Origin of the sequence: Metallumcola ferriviriculae (genome assembly GCF_035573695.1) — a bacterium.
Taxonomy (GTDB): Bacteria; Bacillota; JADQBR01; order JADQBR01; family JADQBR01; genus Metallumcola; species Metallumcola ferriviriculae.
In genome coordinates this window covers 1253804-1266779 of the sequence record NZ_CP121694.1, presented here as the reverse complement: position 1 = coordinate 1266779, position 12976 = coordinate 1253804, and the positions used below count along the sequence as shown (strand labels likewise).

Annotated in this window: 14 protein-coding genes; 2 read left to right on the top strand and 12 right to left on the bottom strand. The window is 46.3% G+C overall.

What is annotated here, in order from left to right; translation table 11 throughout:
* Positions 1-134 precede the first annotated feature (134 nt).
* Complete coding sequence (locus MFMK1_RS06320) at positions 135-1835, top strand: long-chain-fatty-acid--CoA ligase (protein WP_366924281.1); 1701 nt, start codon at positions 135-137, stop codon at positions 1833-1835.
* Here the strand turns inward: MFMK1_RS06320 and MFMK1_RS06315 are convergent.
* From MFMK1_RS06315 to MFMK1_RS06290, 6 genes are all read right to left on the bottom strand, one after another.
* The gene (locus MFMK1_RS06315; RefSeq protein ID WP_366924280.1) at positions 1832-2650 is read right to left on the bottom strand and encodes a PhnE/PtxC family ABC transporter permease; all 819 of its coding nucleotides are present in this window, start codon (positions 2648-2650) and stop codon (positions 1832-1834) included. The two genes, MFMK1_RS06320 and MFMK1_RS06315, sit on opposite strands and share 4 nt — an antisense overlap.
* Entirely contained in the window at positions 2647-3441 is a 795-nt protein-coding gene (locus MFMK1_RS06310) for a PhnE/PtxC family ABC transporter permease (protein WP_366924279.1), read from the bottom strand. The genes MFMK1_RS06315 and MFMK1_RS06310 overlap by 4 nt, the downstream gene beginning before the upstream one ends.
* Complete coding sequence (locus MFMK1_RS06305; RefSeq protein WP_366924278.1) at positions 3413-4210, bottom strand: phosphonate ABC transporter ATP-binding protein; 798 nt, start codon at positions 4208-4210, stop codon at positions 3413-3415. The genes MFMK1_RS06310 and MFMK1_RS06305 overlap by 29 nt, the downstream gene beginning before the upstream one ends.
* The gene (locus MFMK1_RS06300) at positions 4207-5070 is read right to left on the bottom strand and encodes a putative selenate ABC transporter substrate-binding protein (RefSeq protein ID WP_428846299.1); all 864 of its coding nucleotides are present in this window, start codon (positions 5068-5070) and stop codon (positions 4207-4209) included. Before MFMK1_RS06300 ends, MFMK1_RS06305 begins: the two co-directional genes overlap by 4 nt.
* 268 nt (positions 5071-5338) lie before the next feature.
* The gene (locus tag MFMK1_RS06295; RefSeq protein ID WP_366924276.1) at positions 5339-6319 is read right to left on the bottom strand and encodes a hypothetical protein; all 981 of its coding nucleotides are present in this window, start codon (positions 6317-6319) and stop codon (positions 5339-5341) included.
* A gap of 241 nt (positions 6320-6560) precedes the next feature.
* On the bottom strand, positions 6561-6920 hold the full coding sequence (locus tag MFMK1_RS06290; RefSeq protein ID WP_366924275.1) for a VOC family protein: 360 nt from the start codon (positions 6918-6920) through the stop codon (positions 6561-6563).
* Positions 6921-7121: 201 nt separating this feature from the next.
* Between MFMK1_RS06290 and MFMK1_RS06285 the strand changes: the two genes are divergently transcribed.
* The gene (locus MFMK1_RS06285) at positions 7122-7448 is read left to right on the top strand and encodes a LysM peptidoglycan-binding domain-containing protein (RefSeq protein ID WP_366924274.1); all 327 of its coding nucleotides are present in this window, start codon (positions 7122-7124) and stop codon (positions 7446-7448) included.
* Between the two features lies 1 nt (position 7449).
* On the opposite strand, the gene MFMK1_RS06280 is transcribed toward MFMK1_RS06285, so the two are convergent.
* The 6 genes from MFMK1_RS06280 to MFMK1_RS06255 all read right to left on the bottom strand — a co-directional run bounded on the left by MFMK1_RS06280 (position 7450) and on the right by MFMK1_RS06255 (position 12956).
* Positions 7450-8148 carry an SDR family NAD(P)-dependent oxidoreductase gene (locus tag MFMK1_RS06280; protein WP_366924273.1) on the bottom strand — a complete coding sequence of 233 codons (699 nt, stop codon included), beginning with the start codon at positions 8146-8148 and terminating at the stop codon, positions 7450-7452.
* Positions 8149-8235: 87 nt separating this feature from the next.
* A complete protein-coding gene (locus MFMK1_RS06275; RefSeq protein ID WP_366924272.1) occupies positions 8236-9180 on the bottom strand; it encodes an NAD(P)H-dependent flavin oxidoreductase in 945 nt (314 codons plus the stop codon).
* Positions 9181-9447: 267 nt separating this feature from the next.
* Positions 9448-9864 carry a Zn-ribbon domain-containing OB-fold protein gene (locus tag MFMK1_RS06270; protein WP_366924271.1) on the bottom strand — a complete coding sequence of 139 codons (417 nt, stop codon included), beginning with the start codon at positions 9862-9864 and terminating at the stop codon, positions 9448-9450.
* Between the two features lie 10 nt (positions 9865-9874).
* Positions 9875-10870: a 3-oxoacyl-[acyl-carrier-protein] synthase III C-terminal domain-containing protein gene (locus MFMK1_RS06265; protein ID WP_366924270.1), complete on the bottom strand. Its 996-nt coding sequence runs from the start codon at positions 10868-10870 to the stop codon at positions 9875-9877.
* Positions 10870-12048 (bottom strand): thiolase domain-containing protein, encoded by a 1179-nt coding sequence (locus tag MFMK1_RS06260; protein ID WP_366924892.1) that lies wholly within the window; start codon positions 12046-12048, stop codon positions 10870-10872. The genes MFMK1_RS06265 and MFMK1_RS06260 overlap by 1 nt, the downstream gene beginning before the upstream one ends.
* 128 nt (positions 12049-12176) lie before the next feature.
* The gene (locus MFMK1_RS06255) at positions 12177-12956 is read right to left on the bottom strand and encodes an enoyl-CoA hydratase-related protein (RefSeq protein WP_366924269.1); all 780 of its coding nucleotides are present in this window, start codon (positions 12954-12956) and stop codon (positions 12177-12179) included.
* Positions 12957-12976: the final 20 nt, after the last annotated feature.

Here is a 12976-nt window from a genome sequence, read left to right as displayed (position 1 = left end):
AAGAAAATTTATGAAATATCGATGAATGCCGTGATACTAGTCAACCTGTATTGCCTAATTTCTACCAACTTGATATAATTAGTTTGAAAATTCTTACTTTTTACGCTATATAAAAATTTAAGGGAGAGGTTAAAATGAATAACTCGGCTGTAACCCCAAATATGCTTCCGTGGTCCAGCTTTTATGACTCAGAGGTTCCTTTGTCTATGCATTACCCGAAACTACCTATTTTTGAATTGTTCCACAAGAGCGTCCGGGACCACGCGGATAAAACAGCCCTAGTGTTCTTCGGTAAATCCATAACTTACGAAGAATTGGGTCGGCAAGTGAATAGCATGGTCAACGGATTGAAAAACAGCGGTATTCAGCCGGGAGATCGGGTAGCCCTGTTGTTACCGAACTGTCCCCAATATGTAATCAGCTACTACAGTATCCTGATGCTGGGAGCAACAGTTGTGCCCCTTAATCCCCTCAACACTGAAAAAGAACTGCTGTACATCGTCCGGGATAGCAGCATCCGAGCAGCCATCAGTCTGGACCTCCTAGCCGGTAAACTTGAAACTGTACGGGACCGCTGTCGAGAAAACGGGGAATACCATCTGCTAGAGTATACCTTCTATACTTCTCTGAAAGATTTTCTTCCTCTTCCCTTAAACATTCTCTATCCTTTAAAACAAAAACTTGACCCCAATGCAAAGAAGCGTCTAGCTGGCGCCAGGCAGTTAAAAGAACTGCTTGCCGTGAAGGCCGAAACCCATACCCCGCCTGAAATAGACGTGCATAAAGATATGGCAGTAATCATATACACCGGCGGTACCACCGGAAAACCTAAAGGAGTAATGCTGTCCCACTATGCCCTGGTAGTCAATGCCAGCCATTGTAAAACATGGGTACACATGTCCTCTGCAGACAGTCTGCTGGCGGTACTGCCCCTTTTCCACGGTTTTGGCATGAGTGTCTGTATGAACGCCACCATGCTGTCCGGTGCGCAGGCCATTCTGCTGCCGCGATATAACGAGGAAGAACTGTTAAAGGCAATTCACCGTTTCTCCCCCACCCTGTTTGCCGGGGTACCTACCATGTATATCGGCTTGATAAACCATCGTCAACTTGGGCGCTACAACCTTTCTTCCTTAAATGGCTGTTTTGTCGGTGCCGCCCCCTTGGCCCCGGAAGTAAAACGCCAGTTTGAAATACTTACGGGAAGCCAACTCATGGAAGGTTACGGCCTTACTGAAGCAGTGACAGCTAAAACCGTCAATCCCTTTAAAGGCGTCAATAAAACTGGCAGCATCGGCATTCCCATGTCCGACACCATTATGCGTGTGGTTGACATGGAAACCGGCAAAAAAGAACTTCCCCCGGGGGAAATAGGCGAAATAATCTTAAAAAGCCCGGACATAATGCTGGGCTATTATAATAAGCCTGAAGAAACAGCCGCAGCAATCCGCGACGGCTGGTTATACACCGGTGACATGGGCTATATGGACGAAGACGGTTACTTCTTTATCGTAGATCGGAAAAAAGACATGATTATAACCGGGGGCTTTAACGTCTACCCCCGGGAAGTAGAAGACGTCCTTTTCCAGCATCCGGCAGTTCAGGAGGCCTGTGTTATCGGCATTGCCGATGACTACCGGGGTGAGGCGGTAAAGGCATTCATTGTATTGAAAGAAGAAAAGAATGCAGAAGCCGATGAAATCACCAACTTCTGCCGAGAACATCTGGTACCCTATAAGGTGCCGCGCCATGTCGAATTTTGCCAGGCCCTTCCTAAGACCGCCATCGGCAAGGTGCTGAAAAAAGCACTGCGGGAACAGGAAGAGAATGTCTAGGCTTCCTGAACTACCTTCCTTAAAAACCCCGCTAATAGGTCTACAAATAGTACCAGAACCGCGTAGCAGGTGAGCAGCAAAGCAACTTCGGTGTAATGAAACCAGCTCATGCTTAGTCTAAACTGCCTGCCCAGGCCGCCGGCACCCACAAATCCTACAATAATACTGGTGCGAATGATGACCTCCCAGCGATATAATAGGTAGGTAATAAATTTTGGAGCAACGGTGGGAAGAATACCATAGAATAGGACCTGTGCGCTACCGGCACCCGAGTTTCGCAGGGAACGGATTGGCCGCTCATCCAGATCTTCAATCACCTCTGCACACAACTTTCCTAATATACCAAAGTTGTGGATGGCTAAGGCTATGGCACCGGGTATAATGCCAGGTCTGAAAAGAAAGATGATCAGCATTGCCCAGATGAGCTCCGGTATAGCCCTTGAAAAGATATATGAAGCGCGGATAATAAAAAACATTACTCTGCCATATACCGAACGAGACAGAGACAAAGTACCGTCAGCCACATTATGTGCCGCGGGAACCACCGTTAGCAGCATACCAACAGCAGCTAAGCCGATGGCCATAATACTCATCTTCAAGGTTTGAAAGGAAAGGAAGATGGCCTGCTGTCGGCTTTCCGCACTCAAAAATGCATTATCTGGAGCACCACTACCTATAAGCTGGGTAATAAATTCCTTAAGCTGTTGGCCGGTGGTGCTGGAGAATATTAGAGACAAGTGAGCTCCTTCGGCAGTAAAGATATACGTCCAGGAAGAAATTATCAGTGTCAATCCCAGCATAATGGATATTTTCATGCGGTCAGCCTCCTGCGCAGGCGGTTACTCCAGAAATCAACCAGCATTACCAGTAAAACCAGGAAAAAGATAAATGTCCAGACTTCATTATAATGGAGATCCTGCAAAGATATCTGAATTTGATAGCCTAACCCACCCAAACCGATAAAACTCATAATAGCTGCCGAGCGCAGCGCACATTCAAAGCGATACATAGTATAGCTGACCATATCAGGCAGAGCCATGGGGAAGTACCCATAGAACAACAGCTGCAGCTTACCGGCCCCGCCGGCTTGTAATGCTGCCAGAGGTGCCCTTGGTACATCCTGCAAAATGTCGGCAAAAATACGTCCCAAAGTGCCGCCGTAAGGAATAGCCAGAGCAAAGATGGCTGCAAAAGGGGACAGACCCATAGCGGCAACAAATAACCACGCCCAAACCAGTTCATGAACGGCCCGCATGGCATTCAGTATCCCGCGAAAAGATATAACTCCTATTGTACGATTTAAGCTGCAACTGGATAGGATTCCAGAGGCTAGAATACCAAAAGGTATGGCCAGCAGCACTGCCAATGTCATACCTGCTGTTGCATAGGCCAAAGTCTTCCATGCAGAGACCACAGCCAGAATTAATATTTCCGGAGCAAGATCTGGTTTAAATGCGGCCTTGGCGATCTGGGTGATTGCCGCAATACCGCCGGAATGAAGCAGGTTATTTCCCCAGTCTACCGTTGTGAGACTCCATGCGAATACCCCGATTAATGCGGTTGAAAGAATTGTTCTATTATGCAGGCCAAGGTTTGCACCTTTCATTGGCTTCCTCCTCAATCTGAAAAAGCTGGTCCATATCCTCTCTGGTAACCTGGTTGGCTGGTCGGTCAAAAAATATTTTCCCGTGCCGCAGGGCGATAATGCGATTAAAATACTGCAGCGCATATTCTACTGAATGGAGAGACACAACCAGAGTTTGGCCGTTTTCCCTGGAAAAATTAACCAGCATGCTGAGGATGTCTACCGCACGAGTCGGGTCCAAAGAGGATATCGGTTCATCGGCAAGAATAGCTTGGGGCTGCTGAACTAAAATTCTGGCCATAGCCACTCGCTGCTGTTCGCCGCCGGATAGTCGGGAAGTCTTTTGATAAAGTTTTTCCGGAATACCGACCCTCTCTAATGCTTTAACTGCCAGTGCCTTTTCCTGGGGAATAATCAAGGATAACAATGAACGCAGCAGACCCCATTCACCTAAGCGGCCCGCCAGAACATTGTTAATCACCGACAACTGTCCGATAAGGTCTAGCTGCTGGTGCATTACCCCTACCATGCGAGACAATTGCCGACCCGGCTTTAAATTTTTGCTTGACATGCCGTTGATTAGCACTTGACCCCTGTCCGGCTGAACTATTGTTCCCAGGATATTGAGTAATGTAGTTTTGCCGGCTCCGCTGGGCCCAATTACTGCTACAGTTTCCCCTTTATTAATGGAAAGGGAAAGAGGGGCCAATGTTTCTTCCCCTCCATAGTACTTACTGATATTATCCATCTTAAGCATTGGCACTGACTGCTTTGCTGGTGCCGTAATCATTTTATAATCCCCAATTCGGCTGCCACCTGCTCAATCGCCTGATAATTTTCATTGTTAGTCTCCACGAAACTATCCGCCGCAAAGAGTGCCAGAATTTCCTTTTGCTCTTGGCCCATGGACAACAGCGCATCGGTTATCTTATCCTTGGTTCCTGGGCCGAACATCTCGCCGACGTCAGCATGAATTGTCCAGTTATAGTCAAAATAGGGTGGGGTAGTATAAAACATCTCCACTTTGTCAGTATCTACCTTTCCTTCTGCCAGGGCAGCCTGCCAAACCGCCTCATTGAGTGCTCCGGCTTGGTAGGCACCGGATTCAACCAGCTTCCATGTTTTGTCATGAGAACCGGAGAAATTGGGCATCCCCTCAAAGTCCGTTTCGGCATTAATTCCTTCTTGAAGTAAAAAGTATCTCGGCATTAGGTGTCCGGAAGTGGAGCTTTCACTGCCGAAGGTAAAACTTAATCCTGTAAGGTTTTTTAATGATTTAACATTTAGTCCGCTTTGGGCAATAAAAACCGAATGGAATTGTGAATCTCTTGGCCTTTGGGCAATAGCATCGGACCCAGGCACCAGTTCTCTTGCCTGCACTCCGGTTAAACCACCGAACCACGCTAATTGAATTTCTCCGCGTTTGAAAGCTGTAACCAGGGCTGCATAATCTACTGAAGGGGCATACTTAACTTCAAGGCCGGTCTTCTCGCCAAGATAATCGGCAAACAAATCGAACCGCCGGGTAAGATCTGATATGTTCTGATCAGGGATGGCTCCGACCACCAGCACTTTATCAGCGTCGCTTGTTGCTGCCGAGCCTGAAGAATCACTACATCCGCCGATGACAACGGCAATCATAATGATCATCGATAGTAAAATTAATACTCTGTTTGTTTTCACAATGCATTCCCCCGCTAACTATAGCTCGTTATACTTTAGCTATGTTACCATGGAACAATAATTTCGTCTAATAGAAACTTTCAATAAACTAAGACAGCTTATAAATTTTCTCGATAAGCAAGTGGGCGCAGCACACTTGCGACTTTCTTCATACCGGTTGGCTTGAATCAAAGAAGGTCTGCTTATAACCGGTTCGGTTATAAGCAGACCTTCTTTCAGTACTTTCTTTTGCCAGTTATTTATACGGGCTCACATCAACTATCTTCCAACCATCATCCTCATCCACTAAGAACACTTTTTGCTCGTAACCTTTACCGGCATCCATTTCCTGCGCATTCCTGGCAAAAGACAAATCCACAGTAAAGACATTTTCAAAACCCTTATATTTCCCGTAGTAATTTGCCTCAGCATATGAGACATAATTCTCCTGTTGCTTGACCCAATCAATGTAATGCCAGGGAAATTCGGAAACTTTGGTGCTTACTAAACTTGTTACCATTTCCTTCTTGCCGGCCCCGTAGACATTTATCAGTTCATACGCTTTCCGTACCGGCCTGAGGTTGCTGTATCTCCTTGGCGGCCGGTTGAAAAATGAGTAAGTTTTTATTTCAAATCTACTGTTAATGATTGATTTGGTAACAGTAGGTCCATTATCCCACTGCCAGGTAAGTTTGATAGAATCCTTAACCGATGAATAAATTTTATCGCCCATCTCAAAAAGAAGGAAGTTGCTGTCACCGCTGTGCTGAGCCCCAAATTCACTGCTGACTCCGGCTATCAAATCTTCACCTGAATAAACGCGTATTGCCGGATGGTTGAAATTTTCAAGCCCGCCGGGGGCTCCCTGTAGGATATAGCCGATAATCTCGACACGTCTGGCGCCGTCTTCAAGCTTATGGTACGGGTCAGTATAAAAATACAAAACCGAACCGACAAAGTCACTATACTTCCGCCGGATAGACCGCGGCAGCTTATTAGCAAACTCTAGTACCGGCCACCACCTATCATAAGAATCAAAATTATCACCCTGTGGCTCCCAGCGGTAAACCTTTATCTCCTTAACAAGAACGCCTTGGTTTGCGGGGTCATCCAGGGACCAAGCGGGAACCTTCATTACCTGCACCATAACTCGATGTTGGAAGTAAAAATATACAGAGATAACCAGCCAAATAGTCAACAAACCAAGCAAGACCTTCCCCCAGCGCTTTCTTAACATAGGCTTCACCCCAAGAAAACAGATTTTGCATGCACTCATTACTTACATATTATGTAAAGCACCTAAGAATACCTTGCTTGAAAAGAATTTTATAAATGACCACTTGGCCTTGCAACATATAATACTTGCAAATTTTACTGCCTTACTCGAAATGCGCGCCCATTACGGGTGCGGTAGTTGACGTGGTACACCCAAAAAAAAGCGCTACATCAACTGATGTGGCGCATAATGTTACACTTATCTATCCGATTATCTCAATCTCTTCACCATCAGGCCCATGAAACGCAGCTCTTTTCCTGTCGGCGCTTGCCGGTACCGGCTGTTGAGCTACCTTTATGTCGGCGGCGGTAAGCCGCTGGAAGTCGTCATCGAAATTATCAGTACCTAAACAGATGTGACAACCGGATATTTTCGGTGGTTCAGTGGTCTCAATCAGTTCTAACTCCGTATCGCCAAGGGTTATAAAGATAATCTTCTTTAATCCCGGCGCCGGTGAATTCATCTCCAGCCGGACTTTAAAGCCAAAGTGTTCCTGGTAAAACTGCTTAGACGCATCGCAGTCCTTGACCATAAAAGCAGCATGCTCAATACGATTAAACATATCAAAAACCTCCTCATAATCTTAATTTAAGCCGTGTCGCCATAACCACTTTGCTAATATATTGTCCTATTTTATCCATGATGTTATGCTTGTTAAGTTTGAAATAAAAAAATGCTCATTAGTTTAACCGCAAAACGAACGATAGAGTGACGTCATGAATAAAAATGCAATAGAAGCTTTAGAAGAAAGGAGTTTATTGCCATGAGTACTCCCTGCCCGTCCAATCGTTTCTGGGAAATAAGGCCCGGAGATACATTGTTCCTGATAGCACTTCAAATAGGAACTACCGAGGAAATACTGCAGCAGCTTAATCCCACTGTCGACCCACGTAACCTTCATGTGGGCGGCACCCTATGCCTGCCGCCTACCGGTTGTCCATCGGGTGTATTCTGGGTCGTTGCCCAAGGTGATACCCTATTCACTATAGCACAAGCAATAGGAACCACAGTGGAGCGGCTGTTAGAGCTTAACCCAAATATAATCCCCACTAATTTGCAAATCGGCCAGGCCATTTGTCTGCCCGATTGAACTATTTAATTCCTAACTTGAGCGCCCAGGCAATCAACCGCCATCGTTTGGTGATATACGCTTTATTCTTTCGTGCCTTAACAGCGGCATAAATTTGCTGAGCCGCTTTTTCCGGGGTAGACACCCAAAAGAGTCCTTTTCCTTTCAGCATGTCAGTCTGGACAAACCCCGGCTGTACATCAGTGACCGTGATAGGTAATTTTGATTTTTTGGCTTTCATTCTTAAACCTTCCAAATAATTGGATACAAATGCCTTAGAAGCATTGTAAGCCGGGCCAGCCGCGTTTCCCCTAATGGCAGCTATTGACGATATTCCGACAATATGGCCCTCTCCTTTATCAGCGAAGTATTTAAATGCCGCATCAGCCATAGCGGTAAATCCCGAGACATTGATATCGATTGTCTCCTTTTCTTTAGCCCATTCCAGGTTGCGATTGCCATGGCCTACGCCTGCGCTAATGACAATTATATCAGTTCCGTCCATTTCATTAATCAATTCTTCAAGCAGGGCCATCGCTTCCTCCGGCTTGGCAACATCTGCTTTCTTTATGTATGCTGTTGTGGAAAGTTGCTTTTGTAAATCTGAAAGCAAATCCTCTCGCCTGGCCATAAGGCCGACAGCAAAATTGTCCTCGGACAAAATCTTGGCAAGCTCTTTACCCATTCCCGAAGAAGCACCGATGATGATCGCTTTTTTCATATTCGGTGACCCCCTATCCGATTTACAGCGATACGATGATAAACCTGCTGCCAGAACTTCTTTACCTAACCATCCCTAGAAATATCTTTAATCAGCAAGAATACCATTTGCACTGCTAAGAATTGTTTTAGTTTCTTCCATTAACTCCAGCACCACATCTTCGACACTTTGTATCTTATTAAGTACATTCAGACTCTGCCCCACCTGTACTGAACCATTTTCTATATCCCCATCAATGGCTGAAAGGCGGTTCGTTCCTGTTGCCAGCTCGAAAAGTACCATAGGCTCAGCACCGCTGCGTTCAAGTTTCAAGAATTTTTCTGTGAAATTATTTTTTAAGCCTCTTACCATTACTCCTGCTAAAATACCAGTTACCTCTGTATCTGTATCGGTAGCCTGTGAAATCTTTTCCTTCACCCGTTGATTGACCTGGCATTCGTCAGTCATTAAGAATCTGGATCCCATCTGCACCCCGGCAGATCCCATTATCAGTGCTGCTGCGATACCTCTGCCGTCAACAATACCTCCCGCTGCTACCACAGGGATATCAATCTGGGGTATTATATTAGTCATCAGCGCCATGGTGGTCAAATTGCCAATATGACCTCCGGACTCAGTTCCTTCAATAATAATGGCGTCTGCACCGTTTTCCGCCACCTTTGTTGCACTGCGCACATTGGGTACCACTGGAATGACTTTTATCCCTGCCTCTTTTAATATTTTAAAATAGGGTATCGGGTTACCTGCCCCCAAGGTGACAAAAGCAACTTTTTCCTCGCAAATTGCGGTAATGATATCATCTTTCTCAGGGTCTTTCAGCATCAAGTTGACACCAAAGGGTTTATCTGTCAGTTCTTTGGTCTTTTTGATTTCGCTCCTGACCCATGCCGCACCTCTACCGCCAGACCCGATCACACCAGTGGCACCGGCATTACAAGCGGCACTGACTAGCTTGGATTCAGAAATATAGGCCATCGCTCCCTGGATAATGGGATATTTGATGCCTAATAGTTTGGTTAAACTTGTTTTCATTTGTTTCCCTCCATTGCTTTAAGTTTTGTAACAAATTTTCTCTAAACCATACGGCCAACGTTGCAGTATTTTTATATTATTCTCTATTTTTTGAATATTTCCTTTATCAAACTTAAACATTTTGCCTTAGCGTTGGCGGGTTTTTCCAAGATATTCATGCCTCACCCCTCCTATTAAGCATATTAATTCGCAATGTATCCACGGTTCTCCTGCCAAAATAATCCCCGCCGGTCCGGCGGGGATTATCCCTTAGTTCCTAGTTCTTTCTTACAACGGTTTAAACTTAAACCCGTACCGTATGACACCCTCTTCCTGATAAATTCTTCTAAAGACTGCCTCAACCTTCATCCCGATTTCAATGCCGGCTTCCGGGAGATTAACAAGCTGCGCTATCATCCGGGGTCCTTCTTCCAGTTCCACAATCGCTACCGGATATTTTCCTTTACAGCGTGCTTCCTCGGCAAACTCCGGCGGAGCACCCCCGCCGGCAATGACGGTATATGAGTAGACGGTCCCTCGGCCACTTAATACCACTTCTTCAAATTCACTGCCTTTAAGGCAGTATTTGCAAACAGCTTTGGGAGGGAAATTAACCCTGCCGCAGTGCTTGCACTTATGACCAACCAGCCGGTAACGTTGGGAAACAGACCGTTGGTACATGGGAATGGATATATGAGCACCCATTTAATTCACCTCAGAGTTTCTTTTTGATTTTAAGGTATTGAATATAATCAATATATCTCTTTTCATCATCATCAAAAGATTTACCTGCTAACTGCTTCGTACACGTAAAACTAAGTGCTTGACTGCCTCCGCCCGAACCGTACGAGCAAATTATCACTTTTTCACCTGCACCAATGCTGTCCATGAGTGTACATACACCTAGAAATGGCGAACAGGCACCGCTGTCCCCGACCCGGTCATAGGTAACACCTTTCTGTAGCTGCTCATCCTTAAAGCCCATCTTTTTGGCCAGACCTGCAGCTGTTTTAATATCATTTTGATGGAGGACAGCATACTTATAATCAGCGGCTTTTCGTTCTAACTTATTCAAGAGCCCCGTTATTGCACTACTCATGGTGTTATTATATGCCTGACTGCCATAGGCCTTAACCCCAATATCCCGGAGATTGGTTTCGCCGGGAAGCCGATAGCGAAGTCCTAAAGATTCAGTCACATGGGCAGAAACCCCTTCAAACTCTAGGCCTGGCTCATCCTGAGCAAGCAAAAGGGCACAAGCCGCCGCACCCAGGCCATGGTCCATGTCCTGAGCTGCATCAGTGGCTGGAGCATCAGAGATAATTACCAAAGCATATTTCTTGTCACTTTGATCCAATAATCCTAAAGCAGCCATAAATGCTTCGCTTCCTGCCATGGTTGAACCGCTGTGTTGTCCGGTTAAAATACTGTTATCAAGACCCAGTGCTTCCATTACCGTTCCTGCTGCCAACTTTTCCTGATATGGGAAATTAGAAGAGGCCAGGGCTAAAGCCCCGATTTCAGCCGCATCTATTCCTCTAATGGCCTTCCTCCCCGCTGCCACAGCCATGGTTACTACATCTTCATCGGTATCCATGACCGTCTTCTCTTTGATTGCAGCTGTGCAGCTTCCCAAAGAACTGATGTATTCATCCCTTTTGATACGGAGGAACGGCAGATAAGCTCCATAAGCTATGATACTTTTAGTCATCATTCGTCCCCCCTCTGATAAATGAAAACTGCTGCTGTGCCGCCGGAACCGCCCACATTATGAGATAAGGCAATTCTGCCGTTTTGAATTTGACGGCTGGGCTCCTTGGCCTCGCCTCGCAATTGTTTAAATATTTCCGTGGCCTGACCGCAGCCCGTGGCACCAAGGGGATGTCCTTTGGCCTTAAGACCACCACTGGCATTTACAGGCAGCCTGCCATCAGGTTGGGTAGTACCCTCTTCCAACAGTCGCTGAGCCTGCCCCACCTCACAAAAGCCTAGGTCACCATAAGCTAAAATCTCCGCTATGGTAAAACAATCATGTACCTCAGCAAAGTTAATATCCTTTGGCCCGACATTTGCTTGTTTATATGCCTCGGCAGCTGCCTTCTGAGCTGCGACGAGACTAGTAAATGTATGCCGATCATGGATTGCCAGATAATCGCTGGCCGCGCCAAATCCTTTTAGATAAACCGGTTTATCGGTAAATTGTTTGGCTATTTTGGCGTTGCATAATAAGACTACTGCCGCCCCGTCCGAAGTGGGGCTACAGTCCCAGACGTTAAATGGGTCGGCAACCGGTACCCCACTCATTGCTTTATCCAGCGTAATTTCCTTCCGAAACTGTGCTTTGGGATTAGCCACGGCATTACGATGATTCTTGACGGCAACCATAGATAGATGTTCTCTTTTAAGCCCGTACTCATGCATATACCGCTTGGCCATCAAGGCATAAATTCCGGCAAATGTAGAACCCGCCAATCGTTCATATTCCGTATCCCCCGAGACGCCAAGCCAGTACTTGCCTTTAGTGGAAGATACATCGCGCATTTTCTCCACCCCGGCAGCGATGACCATATCAAATTTACCTGAAGCCACAGCACATGCCGCACTATATAAAGCATAACCGCCGGAGCCGCAAGCATTCTCCACCCGCACTGCATGAGCGTGGGGTAAGCCCACATGCCCCATCAATAAAGGGGCCAGCTGTCCCAGTTGGTAGCCGCTGCCGGCACTTAAATTACCGATGTATGCACTGCCAATCTGCTGCGGGTCCAAACCTTTATCCACACTTTGGATCATTTCCAAATAAGCTTCGGCAAACAGTTCCTTGACGCCGTTATCCGGAAAATCACCGTAACGGGTTTGCCCTGCACCGATAATTGCTACATCTTGCACCATTTACACCTTCTTTCCATCATAACTTAGATTTCCATCTCTTTCAGCAGTCTGCCTGCGATAACCATTTTCTGAATTTCATTGGTACCCTCGTAAATCCCGTTTAATCGGATTTTAGTACAGAAATCCTACTTGCCTTTAAAATCAGGTTTGCGTTTTTCTAGAAACGCCGTGGTCCCTTCGATGCGGTCCTCAGTGGAGAACGCAATAACCTGGGCAAATTTTTCGAATAGTAAGCCGGAGTTCATATCGGTATTAGCCCCCACATTGATGGCCATCTTTGCTAAGCTTACCGCCATGGGGCCCTTGCCTAGTATCTTCTTGGCCATCTCTTTTGCGGTGGGCAGTAATTCTTCTGGTTCCGCTACAACCTGATTAACCAAGCCAATTTGTTTGCTTTCCGCTGCACTTAAAATATCACCGGTAAAAATCAGTTCCTTGGCCTTACCTATACCCACAATTCTTTGTAAGCGCTGGGTGCCGCCGGCACCGGGAATAATGCCTAGGTTGACTTCGGGCTGTCCCAGCTTGGAACGGCTGGTGGCAATTCTGATATCACAAGCCATGGCCAACTCACAACCGCCGCCCAAGGCGAATCCGTCTATGGCAGCTATCACCGGTTTCTCTAGGTTTTCAACATCATTTAAAGATTCCTGGGCTTCACTGGTTAAGACCGCCAGGGATTCCCGTTCTCGTAAAGACTTAATGTCCGCTCCGGAAGCAAAGGCCTTGCCGCCTGCTCCGGTAATTATCACTACCCGTACATCTTGGTCCAAACGGCATTGCCGTATTGCGCCGCGAATTTCTACCCAGGTCTGCGGATCAAGGGCATTGCGTACTTCCGGGCGGTTTAAAGTAACAACTGCAATATGTCCGTCCTTTTCCATTAATAAATTCTTAAAATCCATACAAAACTCCTCCACTAGCG

What these genes read in the sequence shown, in the direction of transcription:
- MFMK1_RS06320 (WP_366924281.1), top strand. Translation starts at nt 135, where the DNA reads ATGAATAACTCGGCTGTAACCCCAAATATGCTTCCGTGGTCCAGCTTT.
- MFMK1_RS06315 (WP_366924280.1), bottom strand. Translation starts at nt 2,650, where the DNA reads ATGAAAATATCCATTATGCTGGGATTGACACTGATAATTTCTTCCTGG.
- MFMK1_RS06310 (WP_366924279.1), bottom strand. Translation starts at nt 3,441, where the DNA reads ATGAAAGGTGCAAACCTTGGCCTGCATAATAGAACAATTCTTTCAACC.
- MFMK1_RS06305 (WP_366924278.1), bottom strand. Translation starts at nt 4,210, where the DNA reads ATGATTACGGCACCAGCAAAGCAGTCAGTGCCAATGCTTAAGATGGAT.
- MFMK1_RS06300 (WP_428846299.1), bottom strand. Translation starts at nt 5,070, where the DNA reads ATGATCATTATGATTGCCGTTGTCATCGGCGGATGTAGTGATTCTTCA.
- MFMK1_RS06295 (WP_366924276.1), bottom strand. Translation starts at nt 6,319, where the DNA reads ATGTTAAGAAAGCGCTGGGGGAAGGTCTTGCTTGGTTTGTTGACTATT.
- MFMK1_RS06290 (WP_366924275.1), bottom strand. Translation starts at nt 6,920, where the DNA reads ATGTTTAATCGTATTGAGCATGCTGCTTTTATGGTCAAGGACTGCGAT.
- MFMK1_RS06285 (WP_366924274.1), top strand. Translation starts at nt 7,122, where the DNA reads ATGAGTACTCCCTGCCCGTCCAATCGTTTCTGGGAAATAAGGCCCGGA.
- MFMK1_RS06280 (WP_366924273.1), bottom strand. Translation starts at nt 8,148, where the DNA reads ATGAAAAAAGCGATCATCATCGGTGCTTCTTCGGGAATGGGTAAAGAG.
- MFMK1_RS06275 (WP_366924272.1), bottom strand. Translation starts at nt 9,180, where the DNA reads ATGAAAACAAGTTTAACCAAACTATTAGGCATCAAATATCCCATTATC.
- MFMK1_RS06270 (WP_366924271.1), bottom strand. Translation starts at nt 9,864, where the DNA reads ATGGGTGCTCATATATCCATTCCCATGTACCAACGGTCTGTTTCCCAA.
- MFMK1_RS06265 (WP_366924270.1), bottom strand. Translation starts at nt 10,870, where the DNA reads ATGACTAAAAGTATCATAGCTTATGGAGCTTATCTGCCGTTCCTCCGT.
- MFMK1_RS06255 (WP_366924269.1), bottom strand. Translation starts at nt 12,956, where the DNA reads ATGGATTTTAAGAATTTATTAATGGAAAAGGACGGACATATTGCAGTT.